The organism is Geopseudomonas aromaticivorans (assembly GCF_019097855.1).
GTDB lineage: Bacteria > Pseudomonadota > Gammaproteobacteria > Pseudomonadales > Pseudomonadaceae > Geopseudomonas > Geopseudomonas aromaticivorans.
This window is the reverse complement of sequence record NZ_JAHRGL010000018.1, coordinates 48,948-65,670: the sequence shown is the minus strand read 5'-3', so window position 1 is coordinate 65,670 and position 16,723 is coordinate 48,948. Positions and strand designations below refer to the sequence as shown.

Below are 16,723 nucleotides of genomic sequence, written 5' to 3'. Positions count from 1 at the left end.
GAAGGCCGACGGGTTCTCGCCAGCACGGGCGCGACGGCAACAGGTTTCCCTGCAACTACCACCAATTCGCACCCACGGATAACAACATGAAGAACAGGATTATTCTTGCACTGCTCTTATTCATTCTTTGTGGCCCAGCGCGAGCCGATTCGGACGCCGCGCAACGGCTGCACGAAATCCGCAGTCAGAGCTTTCTGCTCTGCGCCAACCTGCTCGTCTACTACAACAACATGGATCCTGCGGGTGCGTTCTATCCCGAGGCGCGCGAGGCTTACCGACGCAACCTCGCCGAACTCGAGCGGCTCGTCGCTATGCAGCCCGAACTGGGCGCCGCGCTGGGCGACATGAAGGCGGCCATCGGCCAGCTGGAGCAGAAGCCCGAGAACACCCGCACAGAATACAGCCTCTGGCTCAATCCGGTGCTACGCGCCCAGGGCGACCTCGACAAGCGAGTCGCCGCGGGCTATCAGGCATCCGGCGAGCCGCCGGCCAGCCTGGCGGCCCTGCACCAGCTGAGCCTGGACATCAGCCGCATGCTGCTGCTCTACGAGAGCCAAGCGTTCAGCCGCACCGGCATCTACTCGTTCGAGGTCAATGAAAACAGCTTCAACGAAATCGACCAGCGCATCGGCACGACCCACGCGGGCCTGGCACAGCAGCTGCCCGGCGCCGGCCGCGAGCTGAAGGAGGTCTGGCAGAACTACAGCTTCGTCCGCCAGCGCCTGAATGCCAGCGAGCAACAGGTGGTCGCGCGCAGCGCCAGCCTGTACCTGGGCAAGAGCGTGGATACCCTTGACAGGCTGGCCAGGAATAGCACGCGCTGACTCCCTCCTTCTGCGGGCAGGCACGCCTGCCCGCCTCGCTGAACCACGATCCAGCCACCATCCGCGCTACAGCCTGCGGCAGATGACGGATGTGCCCACTCTCTTCGGTCTACGCTGCTCTGGTTGGCCCGCTGTCAGCGGGAGGCATCCATGCCATCTGAAAAAGTCAATTATCGTCACGCCCGCGTAGGCGGGAATCCAGAGGGCACGTGGCTCCCGCTTACGCGGTATGACGACTTTTTCAGAGCCTCCCTGAGGAGGCTCAGCGACATGATTCCCCCTCCACCAGAAGAGCCTTGATGCCCTCCGAAGCCTTCCTCACCTGGCTGCCCGGACAACTCTGCTGTGAACCCGCAGGAAGCACGCCCGGCGTGCTCCCTACGGCACCTGTATAATGCCGCCCTCATGTACCCCATGTGCACCTTGTGTGCACCGCTGATCTGCACACCCGCTTTTTACGGACTTCCAGATTTGACAAAAAGCATTACAAATCAATATCTTACAAGCAGACGCTTCAGTATAGCGCCGATGATGGATCGTCCCGACTGAAAGCAGAGCCCTCATGGATAAAGGGCTGTAGAGGAACAGTTTTCGGTCTGTACCATTTTTGTACCACCAACTTTCTCGAAGCGACCCGATTACCGCTGTAATTCATGCTGTGCACGGCTTCATGCGTGTGCCGGATGAGTCTCGGCCCACGGGCGGATCTTCGCCAGCGTCGCGGCGATTGCGTCCTTGGTCATCTCGCGGTCGTAGTCCGATTGCAGACCGATCCAGAAGTCTTCCGACATACCGAAGAAGCGCGCCAGACGCAGGCCAGTGTCGGCGGTCACGGAGCGTTTGCCGGCCACGATCTCGCCAATACGCCGCTGCGGCACGCCGATCTCCTTGGCCAGCCGGTACTGGGTGATCCCCATCGGCTTGAGGAACTCCTCGAGCAAAATCTCGCCCGGATGTGGGTAGGCTACTTCGCGCATGCTCACCTCCTCAGTGGTAGTCCACGATTTCAACATCGTCCGCGCCGGCATCCGACCAGCGAAAGCACACTCGCCACTGGTCGTTGATGCGGATGCTGTACTGCCCAAGCCGGTCGCCCTTGAGCGCCTCCAGCCGGTTGCCGGGCGGCACTCGCAGATCGTCCAGGCGCCCGGCACGGTTCAGCATCGCCAGCTTGCGCATGGCGACGGCCTCGATGTTCACGAAACGCCGCACGCAATCACCGCCGAACAGGCTTTCGGTATCGCGGCACTTGAATGAATTGATCGCCATGGCAGGCATGGTAACGCCATGCGTTACTAACGAGCAATGTTAGCCAGCCGAATGGCATTCGCCAGACCGATCATGCCGGTCAGCCCCTCGCCAGATGCCTGTCGATCAACCCCGCCACCTCCACCGCATGGGTAAAGCCCAGGTCGTGGCCGGCGTAGGGGAAGACGTGCAGCTCGGCGCGGGGCAGGAGTTCGGCGAGGCGCTGGCCGACGCGGACGGGGCTGATCGGGTCGGCGTCGCCCCAGAGCAGCAGCACGGGCATGTGCAGCTCGGCCAGCCGGACGGTGAGATCGGTGCGGTCGTCGAGGAACCAGCGCGGCAGGTTCGGGTTGGCGGCGGCGAAGTCCGGGCGCCAGTCCTGCGCGCCCAGGGCGGACATGTCCACCCCGCCCGAGGTGACGGTCAGTACCAGATGGGTGACCTGCTCGGGCCGTTCCAGCGCCGCGCACACCGCGACGATGCCGCCCATGGACTGCGCCACCAGCGCGGTAGGCTGGTCGATCTCCGGCAGCACGCGGGCCACTAGATCGGCCATGCCGGTCACGCTCGGGTCAGGCAGCGTGCTGCCGAATCCGGGCCAGCCGATATGGACCTGCTGCGCCGGATGGGCGAGGCGCTCGGCGGCCGGGCGCCAGAACTCGGTGTTGCCGGAGGCGCCGGGGAGGAACAGGAGCTTGCTGGGGGATGGGATCACGGCTCAATCCTTGAGGATGCTGGATGGCGGATACGCTGCGAGTATCCTGCCCTACTCGCTGAAGCGTCAGGAAGCTGCTCGGCGCCTTGCCAGAACAACGAAATGGATCGTCGCTGCGATCGGGGCGACGAATACGAGGCCTAAAGGACTGGCCTGGACCATGAGTACACCGACGCAGCAGGCCCCCCCCAGCCAAAGCCCGAGCAGTTGAACGGGCTTTCCCGGCCAGTGCCGATCTGCGATCAGGTGGAAAACAAGGTTTACCACCGAGACCACACCCCAGCTGCCACACACAACGACAACCGCTCCCACCAACCATTCGCTTCCGTTCTCGCTGCCATCGGCCAGCAGCATTACTCCCACAAAGAGAGTCCCGAAGCACAAGACCGCAATGGCCGAGCCGAAAAGGCATACGAACTCAAGCAGTATGAGCGCGCGCTTCATAATGCGGCCTGACGGGCAAATTCAGCAGAGCGCAAGCTGCGTGGCACCGGGGCGGCCTGGCCGAAGAAATAGTCAGTCATGGCGCGACTGCGCCAATTCAATTGCGGCCTGAATGGCCGCACGCGCTTGTGGGCTGTTCTTCCAGCAGGTGGAGCCGACGATAGCCGAGGCCTGGGAAACGATGTCCAGCGCATTCGCCTCGGTCAACTGGTCAAGCGACTCAAACCCATCTGCTCAAGGCGGGCCACTACCGTGGGGCCGACGCCCTTTACGCCCAGCAGGGCCTTACGTTCTTCCGGTGAAAAAGGCATGAATCTCTCCATAGATACATGACGCTTGAAGGGCGGGGCCGCCCGTGCGGTGGCCTAGTCTATCTCCGGCAGCACGCGGGCCACCAGATCGACCATGCCGGTCACGTTCGGGTCGGGAGGCGTGCTGCCGAAGCCGGGCCAGCCGATATGCACCTGCTGCGCCGGGTGGGCAAGGCGCTCGGCGGCCGGGCGCCAGAACTCGGTGTTGTCGGAGGCGCCGGGGAGGAAGAGGTGAATCGCCCCGGAGCAGTTCACCGAGGCGGTGAGCCTGGTGGCGCGCATCGTGCTGGAGGGCGAGCTGCTGGAACCGGAGGCGCCGAAGGTGCTCGGCCGGCTGGCGATCGACTTCCCGATCGAGGACTGGAAGGCGCGCAACCCGCACCAGTTCCGCCACGACAACCCGAACAGCGCCGAGCTGACGGTGACCACGGGCGACGTGCTGATGAGCGAGTACTCGCCCACCGAGGCGCTGCTGAAGCAGCTCACCGGGGACGGCTACCGGGTGGACGGCCCGCTGTACGAGCTGCGTCCCCTGCGCTCGCTGGCCAAGCGCCTGGACATGACCATGCGCTTCATGGCCGGCCACGCCCGGCAGATGGTGGACCATTTCGACCACGACCACCGCCGGATCGAGCGGTTTGAGGGGGCGAAGAGGCCGGGGCGGGGCTGAGGTGCGAGCGTGAAAAAAGCGCCCCTGCCGGGTTGGCGGGGGCGCTTTGGTTTGGGGTCAGGCGTGAATGTCGCGCAGCGCCTCGGGGTGCTGGGCGGCTACGCGCAGGAGGGTCTGCGCGGCGCCAGTGGGTTGCCGGCGGCCCTGCTCCCAGTCCTGCACGGTGCGCAGGCTGACGCCGAGCAGATCGGCGAAGGCGTTCTGCGACAGGCCGACTTTGGCGCGCGCTTCGGCAGCCGGGGTGAGCTTGACCTCGGTAGTGCGCGCGGCCTTGCCGGCTTTCATCTGGCAGACGGACTGGAGCAGGTCGGCCTGGAATTGCTCGAGTTCTTTATCCATCGCTGATGGCCTCTTTCAGTTGCTTCAGGAAGGCGGTGGGCAGGTTGTCGAACTTGGCCTTGGTGTAGGCGATGAGCAACCAGATATGCCCTTCCGGAAGGGTGTTGTAGTAGATGACGCGGGTGCCGCCGCGCTTGCCCATGCCGGAGCGGGACCAACGCACCTTGCGCAGGCCGCCGCTGCCGGGGATCACATCGCCGGCCAGCGGGTTGGCAGCCAGCCAGACGATGAAGGCCTCTCGCTCACCGTCTTCCCAGATCGACTCGGCGTAACGCTTGAAGATTTCGGTTTCGATGACGGTGTACATGGTGCAAGGATACGGCGCTGCCGTATATCCAGCAAGCGCCGCACGTCCCAATCCACCTGCCATACGCATCGCCAGGGTGCCTGCCAAGAGGGCTGCCCAACGGTACATCACTGGCTTGTCTGCCGGGTCTAGTCTGGGTGCAGGCGAGCAGATGGAGATAGCCATGTGCGGGCGATTCGTGCAGTCCCTGACTGCAGTCGAGTATCTGGAGGCGCTGCAGATCGAGCTGCCAGTGGTTGGCGGCTTTAACCCGGAGCCGGTCGGCCGCTACAACGTGGCGCCGCGCACGCGGGTGCTGCTGATGCATCAGGAAGAGGAAGGGCTGCGACTGGAGCCGGTGCCGTGGGGCTATGCGCCGCCCTGGGCGACCGGCCCTCGCCCGCCGGCGATCAACGCCCGGGTCGAGAAGGTGGCGACGGGATCTTTCTGGCGGGAGGCTTGGAAGGGAGGCCGGGCGCTGGTGCCGGCGGATGGCTGGTACGAGTGGAAGCCGGACCCGGCCAGCCCGAAGCACAAGCAGCCCTACTACTTCCGCTTGCGCGGCGGCGGGCCGCTGTTCTTCCCAGCCGTCGGCCACCTGCCTCGGCATGACCGGGAGGTTCAGGAGGGGGATGGCTTCGCGACGATCACGATGGCGAGCGTGAGCGGGATGGCGGAGATTCACGACCGGCGGCCGCTGGTGCTGGGGCCGGACGAGGCGCGGCTGTGGCTGGATCCGGCGGTATCGCCGCCGGAGGCTGAGGAGATCCTGCATCTCGGGCTGCCGGAGGGGGCGTTCGAGTGGTATGCGGTGGGGCGGGAGATGGGGAACGTGCGGAGCGAGGGGGTAAGGCTCATTTCTCCTGACCATGGCTCGCCATAAAACGTCAGACGCTCCCACAGCACTGGGGGCCCCAAGAGCAGAAAACCGGCATGAGCGCGTCAATGTCAGATCACTTTCATGCAAGACACAAAATGTGACATAGTTATCTCGCAAGGACGAATCCTCATCACACTTCGTGCATCCCATATATGGAATTTCAGGGACCAATATGCAAAGCGCCAAGACTTCGCAAACCGAGACCCACTCATCCTCAAGCCAACAGTCGCCCTCACTGCTCAAGCGCTGGAAGTGGGCGTACCGCAAGATCCACAGTATGGACTGCAGCATGATCAAGGCGGCATGGCGCGCGACGCGCTTCGCCCTGTTCGGTAATAGCGGCCGATTCCTCAGCTCTCGCGGCTGGACCAAACTGAAAGTTTCTAGCGACTGACAGCGCGAGCCCACTCCTGCAGCGCCGTGAGCCGCGCCCGGCACTGATCCGCCCTGCCCGTCACTCGGACAACACCTGCTGCAACTGCTGGGTGTAGGTCTGCTTGGGCTCCGGCTCCATCGTCCAGGCCGGCGGCGCCGGTGGTGTCGGGCATTCCACTGCAACTGGCCGGGTCGATACGGACCCGCAGCCGCTGGCGAGCAGCAGCGAGATCAGCAGCAAGGCGGTCGGCATTTTCTTGGGCATGGGTCAGCTCCTGGTAGCGTTGTTGGTCGATGGCGGCCAGCTGCTGCATGAGCCGATCGCGGATCTGCTGCTGCTCGCCGATGGCGGCAGCCTGCGCCGCAGCGATGCGCTCGAGCTGCTGGGCGTGGTCGGCGCGCAGATCGGACAGCTCGACGCCCATCCTCCAGCCGTTGATCACCCAGCCGATGCAAATGCCGATCAACAGAGCAGGATGGGGCGCAGGGTGGCGATGCTCATGCCAGCACCTCGCGCCCGGCCTTCCACAGCGCGAGGCGCTCGGCCTGGCCGTGGGTTCCTCCGTTGACCTTTCGGGTGATCGCCTCGAAACGACCGGCATCGGCCAGCTCGTTGAGTTCGTGCCGCGACCAGTACAAGGCGGCGGACAGGGTCGTCCACTCGGGGATCGCCAACATGTCGGGGCAGTCCTCGAGCGGCTGGCCGATGCCTTTTGCGCAGTCGCGATAGTTGTCGCGCCCGGTGAGCTGGATCAGCCCGCGCCCGCGGTACAGCCAACCGTCGTCGCTGGCTGTAGGGCCGTTGCCCATCCGATCCGCGTAGACCACGTTGGCGATGTCACGCGGACGCCGGGCGATGCGCCCGGCCAGCTCGTTGGGGCGACCGCCGTGACCACGGAAGCGGCTCGGCCGGGTGTTGGTCAGCCCCTCGGCGCTGTGGTTGAGGTTCTCGGCCAGCCGGCGCAGGTGGCCGGACTCGTGGCCGACCTGGGCTCGATAAGGAGCACAGCAAGCATGGATCTGACCACCGAGCAAATCGCCATTCTGATCGCCCTCACCTTCTGCCAGCTCGCCGCGATGGGCCTCCCGTACTGGGCAGGCCGCAACACCGGCTGGCAGCGCGGCAACGCCCACGGCTATCGCACCGGCTTCGATGCCGCCGAAGAGAAGTACGAGGACGAGCTGAACGAATCGGCCGCCCGCAGCAGCTGCGCCAGATGAAGGACCGCCACGCCCGCGAGCTTCAAAACGCCCGCGAGGCCTACGAGATGCAGTCGCTGAAGCTGGCCGACGCGCAGGTGCTGAACGACCTCCACGCCCCGCTGCTGCACCGCTGCGCCCGTGAGCTGGAGCTGGCGGCCGCCACCTGGAGCGGCCTGCTGGCCACCCGGAAGGCCGGCGATGCTCGAGCGCAAGGTGCTGGAGGGCAAGATCAGGTTGCCGATCACGCGCATCGAGCCGAGCAACAAGGCGCCGCGGGGCGTGCATATCGACGATCTGGCGAACTACATCGACGCGCAGCGGGCCGCGGCCGTGAAGGAGTGCGAGCAGTTAAACCGCCGGCGCGCCTAGCAGCCGCTTCTTTCTCCCCACCCAGGCGCCGTAGGTCACTGGCATGGCCAGGACCTTCGGTAGCCATTCCCAGCCGGCGTACTTGTCGCCGTGCCCGTGCAGGTGCGTGTAGCGGCGCATCGCGTTCCAGTTCCGGTGGCCGGACACGCTGGCCACCTTGGGAATGTCCCAGCCCATCTCGAACAGCCGGCTGACGCCTTCGTGGCGCAGGTCGTGGAAGTTCAGGCCCTCGATCTCGCTGGCCTCGCAGGCGCGCGACCAGGCGCCCTGGATGGCGTCCACGGTGTAGGGGATGATCTCTTCGAAGGTGCGGGGCATGCTGCGGACGATGGCCATGGCCTCGTCGGGCAGGTGGCACCAGACGTCGTTGCCCCACTTGTCGACGGGGTTCTTCATGTCGCGGACCATGACGCGCTGGCGGGCTTCGTCGAGGTCTTCCCAGCGGATGCGGACGATCCCGTCCTGCCGGCGGGCGGAGAACAGCGCGAAGGCGAAGACCTTGGGCATGGCCATCGAGGACGGGCGGAAGGCGAGCACGGCGACGAACTGCTGCATGAGCCGGTGCAGCTCGTCGAGCGACGGCCGCCGGTCGCGCTCGCCGCTGCGCATCTTGTGGCCCAGCCGCTTGAGCACGCGCCGCGCGTAGGCCATGGCGTTGGCGTCCACTTCGTAGCCCCAGGCCGGGCGGGCGATGGACAGCACCGCGCCGAGGTGCGCGAGGTCGTTGCCGACGGTCTGCGGCTGGGCGCCGCCGCCCTCCTCGCTCATGCGCCACTGGACGAAGTCGACCAGCGCCTGGCTGGTGATCTGGTCATCCTTCAGCTCGCCCAGGTGGCTGGCCGCAACGCGGCGCAGGGTGGCTTCCTTGGTCTTGCCGAAGGGGCGGGTCTTGTCGTGCTCGTCGAGGTAGCGCTCGACCATCTCGCGGAGGGTGACGCCGGCGCGGGACTCGCGCTCGATGGCGCCCGGCTCGGCCAGTTCGCTCTCCCGTCGCTTGGCCCAGGCCTCGGCGGCCTTGCGGCGGGCGAAGGTCTGGCTCTCCTGATAGACTTGCGCGCCGTTTTTCTTGATCCGTATTTGCGCGGTGTAGCTGACCGATCCATCGGCCTTCTGGCGCACTCTGATCGTGGCCATGGCGGTACGCCCTCCTGGCGGTGGTACAAGCGAAATCGGGTTGGTACGTTGTGAAAAACACCCCGAAACCGCCGAAAAACGCCCCAAAACGCACCCGCAACGCCCTCGCTGGAGACCCCATGAAACAAGGCGCAACACCAGTAACCACGCGGCCTGAGCCGTCCCGCCGCTTTTCCGTTGCGCCGATGATGGATTGGACCGATCGACACTGCCGCTTCTTCCTGCGCTTGCTCACGCAACACGCGCTGCTCTACACCGAGATGGTCACCACCGGGGCGCTGCTGCATGGCGACCGCCAGCGCTATCTCGGCCATGACCCAGCCGAGCATCCGCTGGCCCTGCAGCTCGGCGGCAGCGTGCCGGCGGAGCTGGCGGCCTGTGCGCGGATGGCCGAGGAAGCCGGTTACGACGAGGTTAACCTCAACGTCGGCTGCCCCAGCGACCGGGTGCAGAGCAACATGATCGGCGCCTGTCTGATGGGGCATCCGGCGCTGGTAGCTGACTGCGTGAAGGCGATGTTGGATGCGGTAGCCATTCCGGTGACGGTCAAGCACCGCATCGGCATCAATGGTCGCGACAGCTATGCCGAGCTGTGCGACTTCGTCGGCGTGGTGGCCGAGGCCGGTTGCCGCAGCTTCACCGTGCATGCGCGCATCGCCATTCTCGAGGGGTTGTCGCCCAAGGAGAACCGCGAGGTGCCGCCGCTGCGTTACGAGGTGGCGGCGCAGCTCAAGCGCGATTTCCCTGAGCTGGAGTTCGTGCTCAATGGCGGGATCAAGACCCTCGAAGAGTGCCAGCTGCACCTTGAGACCTTCGACGGCGTGATGCTGGGCCGCGAGGCCTACCACAACCCCTACCTGCTGGCGCGCGTCGACCAGGAGCTGTTCGGCGTCGAGCGCCCAGTGCCGACTCGCGGCGAGGTGATGCGTCAGCTGCGTCCGTACATCGAGCGGCATCTGGCCGAGGGCGGCGCGATGCACCACATCACCCGCCACATCCTCGGCCTGGCCCAGGGCTTTGCCGGTGCGCGGCGCTTCCGCCAGGTGCTGTCGGTGGATGTGCACAAGAGCGACGATCCGCTCGGCGTGTTCGATCGAGCCATCGAGCTGCTTGGCAGCCACTGAAAGGCCATTGAGTGGGGGGCTCCGCTCGGTTAATGTCGGATGATCTGTAACGACAGGGTTTTGTCTGATGTCATCCAAGCTGGAGCAACTCAAGCAGTACACCACCGTGGTCGCCGACACCGGCGACTTCGACGCCATCGCCCGCCTGCAGCCGGTGGACGCCACCACCAACCCCTCGCTGCTGCTCAAGGCCGCCGCGCTGCCGCGCTATGCCGAGCAACTGCAGGCGGCCATTTCCGGCGCCGGGCAGGATCTGGGCCTGGCCTGCGACCGTTTCGCCGTCGCCGTCGGCAGCGAAATCCTGCAGGTGATCCCGGGGCGAGTCTCCACCGAGGTGGACTCGCGCCTGTCCTTCGATACCCAGGCCAGCATCGAGCGCGCCAAGCGCCTGATCGGTCTGTACGAGGCTGCAGGCATCGGCCGCGAGCGGGTACTGATCAAGGTGGCCTCGACCTGGGAAGGCATCCGCGCCGCCGAGCAGCTGGAGCGCGACGGCATCCAGACCAACCTGACCCTGCTGTTCAGCTTCGCCCAGGCCCAGGCCTGCGCCGATGCTGGCGTGTTCCTGATCTCACCCTTCGTCGGGCGCATCTACGACTGGTACAAGAAGGCCGAAGGTCGCGACTTCGTCGGCGCCGAGGATCCCGGCGTGCAGTCGGTAACGCGCATCTACAACTACTACAAGGCCAACGGCTATTCGACCGTGGTGATGGGCGCCAGCTTCCGCAACATCGGCCAGATCGAGCAGCTCGCCGGCTGCGACCGCCTGACCATCAGCCCCGAGCTGCTGCAGCAACTGGCCGCCGATGCAGGCGAACTGCCACGCAGGCTGGCTCCGGGCACTGCCGCCGAGGCGCGCGAAACGCTGAGCGAAAGCGGCTTCCGCTGGCGGATGAACGAGGACGCCATGGCCACCGAGAAGTTGGCGGAGGGCATCCGCCTGTTCGCTCGCGATCAGGAAAAGCTGGAAGCACTGCTGGCCAGCAAGGCCTGAGTCCAGGCGCGGAAACGCAAAAGCCGCGCCCTGGGCGCGGCTTTTTCATTATCCAGACGCTCAGGTCAGTGACTTTCCAGTGCAGTGACCAGATCGCGAAAGGCGGCGCGGTTGTGCTCGTTCAGCTCCATGAGGATGCGATGCGCTTCCAGCACCTTGGCCTTGACCTGCTCCTCGGACACATCCTGCGCCGGCATCTCGTGCAGACACTCCGGGCAGGGGACCGGCGTCTCGACAATGTTGAACACCCGGTCGAAACCCATCGACTCCAGCAGCCGCGTGATGTCCGGATTGGTGGTCACCAGCGTCGGCAGCAGGCCGACCTTCTGCCGCGACAGGATCGACAACTTGGCCAGCAGGCCGAGCGTCGTACTGTCTATGTTCGAAGTTTCCGTCAAGTCGATGATGATGGTTGTGAAATTCCGCGCACCGAAGATCGTCTCGATGGTGGCATCCAGAGCCGAACTCAAGGTCAGGCGGACTTCACCGACAAACTTCAGCGCGAATGTACCTTCCTGCTCGGCAAACTGGATCTTACCCGTACTCATGCACCCTTCCTGCTCAGCACCAGCAAGGCAATATCATCCGGCATCTCCCGCAGGTTGGCCAGCCCGAACACCCGGTGCAGCCCCTCCAGAGTGCCGCCGGCCTCGGCAACCAGCTGTGGCAGCGCCGCTTCCTTCTGCTTCAGGGTGTCGCCCGGCAACAGGTCGAGGATACCGTCGGAAAACAGCGACAGACTGAAGGCCTCCGGCAACTGTAGCTCGTGATCTTCGTAGGTCGCCTCTTCGAACAGCCCGACCGGCAGGCCACGGCCCTCGAGATAGCGCGCCTGACCGTCACTATAGAACACCGGCAACGGCAGATGGCCGCCGATACTGTAGGTCAGCTTGCCGGTACTCTCGTCGATCACCCCGCCCAGCATGGTCACGTGCTTGCCCAGCCGGCAGTTGATCAGGCCACGATTGATGTGCGCCAGTACATCGGAGGGGTGGAACTCCGGCAACGGCCGACTGCGATGCCGACGCGACTCGTAGAGCAGGCGGGTGGTCATGAACTTGAGCAACACGGTGACGAACGCGGATGAGGCCCCGTGACCGGAGACGTCGGCCAGGTAGAAGGCAATCCGTCGATCGTCGACGCGGAAATAGTCAACGAAGTCGCCGGAGAGGTACAGCGACGGAATGATTTGGTGAGCGAACTGGTAGCCGTCCGCCCACCAGGGCGTTTCCGGCAACATGTTCATCTGCACGTGACGACCAGCGTTCTGGTCTTCCTGCAGCAGGCTCAGACTGGCCTGCAGCTCGCGATTGGTCGTCTCGAGGCGTTCCCGGTAGCGACGGTTTTCCTGGCGCAGCCGCGCGCGGTCCAGCGCGCGGCGCACCGAATGCTCGAGCATGGCCAGATCGTCCAGTGGCTTGGCCAGGTAATCGGCCGCTCCCATGCGCAGCGCTTCGACCGCGTCGCTCATCACGCCCGCGGCAGAAATCACGATCACGGGAATGTCACTACCATGCTCTATGATCCGACGGATCAGCTCCAGCCCCTCGGGCTGCAGCGTACCCAGATCGCAGATCACCAGGTCGGGCTGTTCCAACTCGAACATCTGCAGTCCGAGGCTGCCATTGGCAGCCTCCAGCACGCAGAAACCGGCATCTTCGAGATAGACGACCAGACTGGTGCGTACCGCATCGTCGTCATCGATGACCAGCAGCTTGGCACTGATTGTGTGCATGAATCGTCCAGACAAACGGCGCCGCAGGCGGCTCGGAAGACGTATTGGCCATATATCGGCAAGCGGAGAATGCGACATATGGCGCACGACACTACTCGCATCGGCAACGGGGTTCAAGACGGGCGCCCGCTGCCGACACAACTGCTTACAGCACCCTTGTGCCGCAACCAAGTCCCGCGTCTTGGCCGGCAGGCGCCCTACTCTTAGAAGTCGTCTTCGACCTGGCCGTCCTGCACCTTGAACTCACGGTTCTGCAGATAGGCATTGCGGATGAACAGGTACTTGTCGCCGCTGATGACCTTCTCGGCCGACAGCAGCTCGGCGCGACTATCGACCACGTCAACGGCCCACACGCTGTTGCGGGTCGGCACGTGACTGATGCTGCCCTTCAGACCGGCATAGCCGTCCGGCACCAGTCCCACGGCATCGCGCGGAGTGCTCGGGCCGAAGAACGGCAGCATCAGGTAGGGACCGCTGGAAATGCCCCAGGCGCCCAGCGTCTGCCCGAAGTCCTCGTCGTTGCGCTGCAGGCCGGCATGGGTGGCGACATCGAAGAAGCCCAGCCCGCCGCCGAGGGTGTTGAACACGAAGCGCGCGGTATCGACGCCCGCATCGTGGAACTTGCCCTGCAGCACGTTGTTGGCGAAGTTGTTGATCTCGCCGATGTTGGCGAAGACATTACCGATGCCGTCCTCGAGGAACTGCGGGGTGACCGCCTGATAGCCCTGCGCCAGCGGCTTCAGCGCATAGGTGTCGAGGGTATCGTTGAACTTGAAGATCGGCCGATTGAACGCTTCCCAGGGGTCTTCATCGCTGGCATGGGCAGCCACCGGCAACAGCGCCAGGCCGGCAACCGCCAGCAGACGCAGGGAACGAGCCAAGCCATTCGCGCAATGATCGCGCATGTACATTTCTCCTTAAAAGCGCGTGGCCGACCGGATCAAGGCGGCAACCGCTGACAGCTGCGCAGTATATGCCTCCGGATATTTTTTGCAGCCCTTGCGCGCCAGCCATGACCAGCCCCGCGACCGCCGGCGCGCCCCATTGACCGGGATTAGCCGCCAGGTCGCGCAGTAGGTTAATCTTCCCCTCAAAGGTTATGTAGAAGGAAGCACACCATGCCCGCACGCGAACTCCAGCAACAACTGCAAGACCTGCGCAACCAGCTGGCCGAGGATCCGCCACTGAGCGTCGAGGACAAGGCCGCCCTGATCGAACTGATGGGTGAAATCGAAGTGCAGCTGGCCCGAGAGATCGCCAGCGAACCGGACGCCGGCCTGATCGACGGTGTCAATCTGGCGGTGGAGCGCTTCGAGGTGAGCCACCCGACCCTGGCGGTGAGCCTGCGCTCGATCCTGCAGAGCCTGGCCAACATGGGCATCTGAATTGCGACGGTGACAAAAAAGCCGGCCTGATCGACAGGCCGGCTTTTTTATATCCGCGACGCTACTGGCGCACGAGGCGCCGGTTGTCCGCGGCAAATGGGTGGCTACTGCGGTAGGGGTTGATATCCAGCCCGCCGCGGCGCACGTAGCGCGCATGCACGGTCAACCGCTCGGGCGCCAGCAGCGCCTTGAGGTCGAGATAGATGCGCTCGACGCACTGCTCGTGAAAATCGCCATGCATGCGCAGCGACACCACGTAGGCCAGCAGTGCGGCGCGATCCAGAGCCGGACCGGTGTAGTCGATCACCACCGTGCCCCAGTCCGGCTGGCCGGTGACCGGACAGTTGGACTTGAGCAGCTGACTGTGCAGGGTCTCGCTGACCACCCGCTGGCGATCGCAGCGCAGCAGGCCAGCATCCGGCGGGCCGTAATGGTCGATGGCGATGTCCAGCCCGTCGATACACTCGCCGGCCGGCCGTGCCACGCCCTCCTCCGCCACCTCGTCCAGCGTGCGCACGCGCACGGCTACCGGCGCACCGGCCGCCGCCGAAAGATCGCGCGCCAGCACCTCGACCAGCGCCTCGCGGCCAGCGAAGCGGGTCTGGTTCAGCGAGTTGAGGTACAGCTTGAACGACTTGGATTCGATGATGCAGGGCGAATGCGCCGGGATGGCGAACTCGCCGATGGCCACCACCGGCTTGCCCTTGTCCGTCAGCCAGGACAGCTCATAGCAGTTCCACAGGTCGACACCCTGGAACGGCAGCGCCGCCGGATCGATACCCAGCTCCAGCCACTTGGCCGTGCGCGGGATGGGGAACAGCAGCTCGGGGGCATACTCGGCCACGTACTCGGTGGCCTTGCCCAGCGGGGAGTGATGGACGTCTTGCGCCATGAAGTACTCGCTCATGAGAAAGTGCTAAAGCGTGACGGCCGCGAGCAGCAAAGGCAAGCCCGCCCGGCGGCCACCCGCCTACCCTACTGGCGCATGCCGATGCCGCGACTGAGCAACTGGTAGCAGACGGTGTACAGCATCACCGCCGCCAGCAGCATCAGGCCGATGGCGGTACCGATATGGATGTCGGACACGCCGAGGATGCCGTAGCGGAAGGCGTTGACCATGTGCAGGATCGGGTTGCCCAACGACACCGTCTGCCAGAACGGCGGCAGCATGCTGATCGAGTAGAACACCCCGCCCAGGTAGGTCAGCGGCGTCAGCACGAAGGTCGGGATGATCGAGATATCGTCGAAGTTGCGCGCGTAGACCGCATTGACGAAGCCGCACAGCGAGAAGATGGTCGCGGCCAGCAGGATCACCATCACCGTGACACCGGCATGGTGCACCTGCAGGTTGGTGAAGAACAGCGACAGCGCCGTGACGATGGCGGCCACCGCCAGCCCGCGCAGCACGCCGCCCAGGACGAAGCCGACAAGAATCACATGCGGGGAGGCAGGCGACACCAGCAGCTCCTCGACCGAACGCTGGAACTTGGCGCCGAAGAAGCTCGATACCACGTTGCCGTAGGAGTTGGTGATCACCGACATCATGATCAGACCGGGAACGATGTATTCCATGTAGGAAAACCCGCCCACCCCGCCGATCTGCCGGCCGATCAGGTTACCGAAGATGACGAAGTACAAAACCATGGTGATCGCCGGCGGCAGCAGGGTCTGCGGCCAGATGCGGGTGAAACGGCGTACTTCCTTGCGCACGATGGTTTGCAGCGCTACCCAATTGGCACGCAATTCGACAGACATTCACTGGCCTCCGGCGAGATTCTTTTCCACCAGGGAGACGAACAGCTCCTCCAGGCGGTTGGTCTTGTTGCGCAGGCTGAGCACCTCGACCCCTTGCGCGGCGAGCTGGGCGAACAGGTCGTTGATGCCCTGGCTCTTCTCCACCTGCACCTCGAGGGTCAGCGGATCGACCAGCCTGGCCGGGTAACCGACCAGCTGCGGTGCACGCTGCAGCGGATTGCGTAGGTCGAACAGGAAGGTTTCGACATGCAGCTTCATCAGCAGCTCGCGCATGCTGGTGTGCTCGACGATGCGGCCGTGGTCGATGATGCCGATGTTGCGGCACAGCTGCTCGGCCTCTTCCAGGTAGTGCGTGGTGAGGATGATGGTGATGCCCTGGCGGTTCAGCTCTGTGAGGAAGGTCCACATCGAGCGGCGCAGCTCGATGTCGACGCCGGCGGTCGGCTCGTCGAGGATCAGCAGGCGCGGCTGATGGATCAGCGCGCGGGCGATCATCAGGCGACGCTTCATGCCGCCGGAAAGCATGCGCGACGGCACGTCACGCTTGTCCCACAGCCCCAACTCGGTCAGGTACTGCTCGGCCCGTTCGCCAGCGATGCGCGCCGGAATGCCGTAGTAGCCGGCCTGGGCGACGAGGATGTCGAAGGCCTTCTCGAACTGGTTGAAGTTGAACTCCTGCGGCACCACGCCTAGGCAGCGCTTGAGTCCGGAGGGGTCGCGGTCTAGGTCATGGCCGAACACCTCAACGGTGCCCCCGCTTTTGTTCACCAGAGTGGAGAGGATGCCGATGGTGGTGGACTTGCCCGCCCCGTTGGGGCCGAGCAGGGCGAAGAAGTCGCCTTCGGCAACGTCCAGGTCGATGCCCTTGAGGGCCTGGAAGCCGTTGCCATAGGTCTTGGTCAACTGACGGATGGTCAATGCGGAGGTCATGG

At 64.7% G+C, this 16,723-nt stretch carries 24 protein-coding genes and 1 pseudogene; 9 read left to right on the top strand and 16 right to left on the bottom strand.

All coding sequences use genetic code 11. The features are described from left to right. The first annotated feature begins 86 nt into the window (after positions 1-86). A complete protein-coding gene (locus KRX52_RS08040) occupies positions 87-824 on the top strand; it encodes a hypothetical protein (RefSeq protein ID WP_217681214.1) in 738 nt (245 codons plus the stop codon). Positions 825-1,492: 668 nt separating this feature from the next. Here the strand turns inward: KRX52_RS08040 and KRX52_RS08035 are convergent. The 5 genes and pseudogenes from KRX52_RS08035 to KRX52_RS08020 form a co-directional block, all read right to left on the bottom strand. Next, positions 1,493-1,801, bottom strand: a complete 309-nt coding sequence (locus tag KRX52_RS08035) for a HigA family addiction module antitoxin (RefSeq protein ID WP_217681213.1) — start codon at positions 1,799-1,801, stop codon at positions 1,493-1,495. 10 nt (positions 1,802-1,811) lie between these two features. Next, positions 1,812-2,102, bottom strand: a complete 291-nt coding sequence (locus KRX52_RS08030; RefSeq protein WP_302850353.1) for a type II toxin-antitoxin system RelE/ParE family toxin — start codon at positions 2,100-2,102, stop codon at positions 1,812-1,814. Positions 2,103-2,172: 70 nt separating this feature from the next. Beyond that, on the bottom strand, positions 2,173-2,787 hold the full coding sequence (locus tag KRX52_RS08025; protein ID WP_217681212.1) for an alpha/beta fold hydrolase: 615 nt from the start codon (positions 2,785-2,787) through the stop codon (positions 2,173-2,175). Positions 2,788-3,303: 516 nt separating this feature from the next. Then, a pseudogene (locus KRX52_RS20710) lies at positions 3,304-3,542 on the bottom strand (helix-hairpin-helix domain-containing protein). A gap of 54 nt (positions 3,543-3,596) precedes the next feature. Further along, on the bottom strand, positions 3,597-3,824 hold the full coding sequence (locus KRX52_RS08020) for an alpha/beta fold hydrolase (RefSeq protein ID WP_254797459.1): 228 nt from the start codon (positions 3,822-3,824) through the stop codon (positions 3,597-3,599). On the opposite strand from KRX52_RS08020, the gene KRX52_RS08015 reads away from it, so the two are divergent. Then, entirely contained in the window at positions 3,814-4,212 is a 399-nt protein-coding gene (locus tag KRX52_RS08015) for a hypothetical protein (RefSeq protein ID WP_217681211.1), read from the top strand. The two genes, KRX52_RS08020 and KRX52_RS08015, sit on opposite strands and share 11 nt — an antisense overlap. A gap of 57 nt (positions 4,213-4,269) precedes the next feature. Here KRX52_RS08015 and KRX52_RS08010 read toward each other — a convergent pair whose 3' ends face one another. Further along, positions 4,270-4,551 (bottom strand): helix-turn-helix domain-containing protein, encoded by a 282-nt coding sequence (locus KRX52_RS08010; protein WP_217681210.1) that lies wholly within the window; start codon positions 4,549-4,551, stop codon positions 4,270-4,272. After that, positions 4,544-4,858, bottom strand: a complete 315-nt coding sequence (locus KRX52_RS08005; protein ID WP_217681209.1) for a type II toxin-antitoxin system RelE/ParE family toxin — start codon at positions 4,856-4,858, stop codon at positions 4,544-4,546. The genes KRX52_RS08010 and KRX52_RS08005 overlap by 8 nt, the downstream gene beginning before the upstream one ends. Positions 4,859-5,021: 163 nt before the next feature. On the opposite strand from KRX52_RS08005, the gene KRX52_RS08000 reads away from it, so the two are divergent. Together KRX52_RS08000 and KRX52_RS07995 are read left to right on the top strand one after the other, a co-directional pair. After that, on the top strand, positions 5,022-5,720 hold the full coding sequence (locus KRX52_RS08000) for an SOS response-associated peptidase family protein (RefSeq protein ID WP_217681236.1): 699 nt from the start codon (positions 5,022-5,024) through the stop codon (positions 5,718-5,720). 169 nt (positions 5,721-5,889) lie between these two features. Continuing rightward, on the top strand, positions 5,890-6,111 hold the full coding sequence (locus tag KRX52_RS07995; protein WP_217681208.1) for a hypothetical protein: 222 nt from the start codon (positions 5,890-5,892) through the stop codon (positions 6,109-6,111). Here KRX52_RS07995 and KRX52_RS07990 read toward each other — a convergent pair. Further along, entirely contained in the window at positions 6,101-6,559 is a 459-nt protein-coding gene (locus KRX52_RS07990; RefSeq protein ID WP_217681207.1) for a lysis system i-spanin subunit Rz, read from the bottom strand. The genes KRX52_RS07995 and KRX52_RS07990 overlap by 11 nt on opposite strands. A 31-nt stretch (positions 6,560-6,590) precedes the next feature. Beyond that, positions 6,591-7,127, bottom strand: coding sequence for a glycoside hydrolase family 19 protein (locus KRX52_RS07985; protein WP_217681240.1), 537 nt, complete (start codon positions 7,125-7,127; stop codon positions 6,591-6,593). On the opposite strand from KRX52_RS07985, the gene KRX52_RS07980 reads away from it, so the two are divergent. Together KRX52_RS07980 and KRX52_RS07975 are read left to right on the top strand one after the other, a co-directional pair. Next, positions 7,107-7,313, top strand: a complete 207-nt coding sequence (locus KRX52_RS07980) for a hypothetical protein (RefSeq protein WP_217681239.1) — start codon at positions 7,107-7,109, stop codon at positions 7,311-7,313. The two genes, KRX52_RS07985 and KRX52_RS07980, sit on opposite strands and share 21 nt — an antisense overlap. 180 nt (positions 7,314-7,493) lie before the next feature. Further along, on the top strand, positions 7,494-7,664 hold the full coding sequence (locus KRX52_RS07975) for a pyocin activator PrtN family protein (protein WP_217681206.1): 171 nt from the start codon (positions 7,494-7,496) through the stop codon (positions 7,662-7,664). Here KRX52_RS07975 and KRX52_RS07970 read toward each other — a convergent pair. Further along, entirely contained in the window at positions 7,644-8,798 is a 1,155-nt protein-coding gene (locus KRX52_RS07970) for a site-specific integrase (protein WP_217681205.1), read from the bottom strand. The two genes, KRX52_RS07975 and KRX52_RS07970, sit on opposite strands and share 21 nt — an antisense overlap. Positions 8,799-8,917: 119 nt before the next feature. On the opposite strand from KRX52_RS07970, the gene dusA reads away from it, so the two are divergent. Beyond that, entirely contained in the window at positions 8,918-9,922 is a 1,005-nt protein-coding gene (gene dusA, locus KRX52_RS07965) for a tRNA dihydrouridine(20/20a) synthase DusA (RefSeq protein ID WP_217681204.1), read from the top strand. Between the two features lie 67 nt (positions 9,923-9,989). Further along, positions 9,990-10,916, top strand: coding sequence for a transaldolase (gene tal, locus KRX52_RS07960; protein ID WP_217681203.1), 927 nt, complete (start codon positions 9,990-9,992; stop codon positions 10,914-10,916). A 65-nt stretch (positions 10,917-10,981) separates the two neighbouring features. On the opposite strand, the gene rssC is transcribed toward tal, so the two are convergent. The 3 genes from rssC to KRX52_RS07945 all read right to left on the bottom strand — a co-directional run bounded on the left by rssC (position 10,982) and on the right by KRX52_RS07945 (position 13,556). After that, positions 10,982-11,464: an anti-sigma factor antagonist RssC gene (gene rssC / locus KRX52_RS07955; protein ID WP_217681202.1), complete on the bottom strand. Its 483-nt coding sequence runs from the start codon at positions 11,462-11,464 to the stop codon at positions 10,982-10,984. Beyond that, a complete protein-coding gene (rssB, locus tag KRX52_RS07950; protein WP_217681201.1) occupies positions 11,461-12,651 on the bottom strand; it encodes a two-component system response regulator RssB in 1,191 nt (396 codons plus the stop codon). The genes rssC and rssB overlap by 4 nt, the downstream gene beginning before the upstream one ends. Before the next feature lie 203 nt (positions 12,652-12,854). Further along, complete coding sequence (locus tag KRX52_RS07945; RefSeq protein WP_217681200.1) at positions 12,855-13,556, bottom strand: MlaA family lipoprotein; 702 nt, start codon at positions 13,554-13,556, stop codon at positions 12,855-12,857. Positions 13,557-13,769: 213 nt separating this feature from the next. Between KRX52_RS07945 and KRX52_RS07940 the strand changes: the two genes are divergently transcribed. Then, positions 13,770-14,036, top strand: coding sequence for a DUF4404 family protein (locus KRX52_RS07940; RefSeq protein WP_217681199.1), 267 nt, complete (start codon positions 13,770-13,772; stop codon positions 14,034-14,036). A gap of 61 nt (positions 14,037-14,097) precedes the next feature. Here the strand turns inward: KRX52_RS07940 and queF are convergent, their stop codons facing one another. From queF to KRX52_RS07925, 3 genes are all read right to left on the bottom strand, one after another. Next, positions 14,098-14,928: an NADPH-dependent 7-cyano-7-deazaguanine reductase QueF gene (gene queF, locus KRX52_RS07935; protein ID WP_217681198.1), complete on the bottom strand. Its 831-nt coding sequence runs from the start codon at positions 14,926-14,928 to the stop codon at positions 14,098-14,100. Between the two features lie 83 nt (positions 14,929-15,011). Next, positions 15,012-15,791 (bottom strand): ABC transporter permease, encoded by a 780-nt coding sequence (locus tag KRX52_RS07930; protein WP_217681197.1) that lies wholly within the window; start codon positions 15,789-15,791, stop codon positions 15,012-15,014. After that, the gene (locus KRX52_RS07925; protein ID WP_217681196.1) at positions 15,792-16,721 is read right to left on the bottom strand and encodes an ABC transporter ATP-binding protein; all 930 of its coding nucleotides are present in this window, start codon (positions 16,719-16,721) and stop codon (positions 15,792-15,794) included. Between the last annotated feature and the right edge of the window lie 2 nt (positions 16,722-16,723).

Bases quoted from the DNA above. Each gene is read 5' to 3' on its own strand.
- KRX52_RS08040 (WP_217681214.1), top strand. From the start codon at position 87: ATGAAGAACAGGATTATTCTTGCACTGCTCTTATTCATTCTTTGTGGC.
- KRX52_RS07930 (WP_217681197.1), bottom strand. From the start codon at position 15,791: ATGTCTGTCGAATTGCGTGCCAATTGGGTAGCGCTGCAAACCATCGTG.
- KRX52_RS07970 (WP_217681205.1), bottom strand. From the start codon at position 8,798: ATGGCCACGATCAGAGTGCGCCAGAAGGCCGATGGATCGGTCAGCTAC.
- KRX52_RS07925 (WP_217681196.1), bottom strand. From the start codon at position 16,721: ATGACCTCCGCATTGACCATCCGTCAGTTGACCAAGACCTATGGCAAC.
- KRX52_RS07995 (WP_217681208.1), top strand. From the start codon at position 5,890: ATGCAAAGCGCCAAGACTTCGCAAACCGAGACCCACTCATCCTCAAGC.
- KRX52_RS07940 (WP_217681199.1), top strand. From the start codon at position 13,770: ATGCCCGCACGCGAACTCCAGCAACAACTGCAAGACCTGCGCAACCAG.
- KRX52_RS08000 (WP_217681236.1), top strand. From the start codon at position 5,022: ATGTGCGGGCGATTCGTGCAGTCCCTGACTGCAGTCGAGTATCTGGAG.
- KRX52_RS08005 (WP_217681209.1), bottom strand. From the start codon at position 4,858: ATGTACACCGTCATCGAAACCGAAATCTTCAAGCGTTACGCCGAGTCG.
- dusA (WP_217681204.1), top strand. From the start codon at position 8,918: ATGAAACAAGGCGCAACACCAGTAACCACGCGGCCTGAGCCGTCCCGC.
- KRX52_RS08035 (WP_217681213.1), bottom strand. From the start codon at position 1,801: ATGCGCGAAGTAGCCTACCCACATCCGGGCGAGATTTTGCTCGAGGAG.
- KRX52_RS07980 (WP_217681239.1), top strand. From the start codon at position 7,107: ATGGATCTGACCACCGAGCAAATCGCCATTCTGATCGCCCTCACCTTC.
- rssC (WP_217681202.1), bottom strand. From the start codon at position 11,464: ATGAGTACGGGTAAGATCCAGTTTGCCGAGCAGGAAGGTACATTCGCG.
- KRX52_RS07945 (WP_217681200.1), bottom strand. From the start codon at position 13,556: ATGCGCGATCATTGCGCGAATGGCTTGGCTCGTTCCCTGCGTCTGCTG.
- queF (WP_217681198.1), bottom strand. From the start codon at position 14,928: ATGGCGCAAGACGTCCATCACTCCCCGCTGGGCAAGGCCACCGAGTAC.
- KRX52_RS08020 (WP_254797459.1), bottom strand. From the start codon at position 3,824: ATGCGCGCCACCAGGCTCACCGCCTCGGTGAACTGCTCCGGGGCGATT.
- rssB (WP_217681201.1), bottom strand. From the start codon at position 12,651: ATGCACACAATCAGTGCCAAGCTGCTGGTCATCGATGACGACGATGCG.
- KRX52_RS07975 (WP_217681206.1), top strand. From the start codon at position 7,494: ATGCTCGAGCGCAAGGTGCTGGAGGGCAAGATCAGGTTGCCGATCACG.
- tal (WP_217681203.1), top strand. From the start codon at position 9,990: ATGTCATCCAAGCTGGAGCAACTCAAGCAGTACACCACCGTGGTCGCC.
- KRX52_RS08010 (WP_217681210.1), bottom strand. From the start codon at position 4,551: ATGGATAAAGAACTCGAGCAATTCCAGGCCGACCTGCTCCAGTCCGTC.
- KRX52_RS08030 (WP_302850353.1), bottom strand. From the start codon at position 2,102: ATGCCTGCCATGGCGATCAATTCATTCAAGTGCCGCGATACCGAAAGC.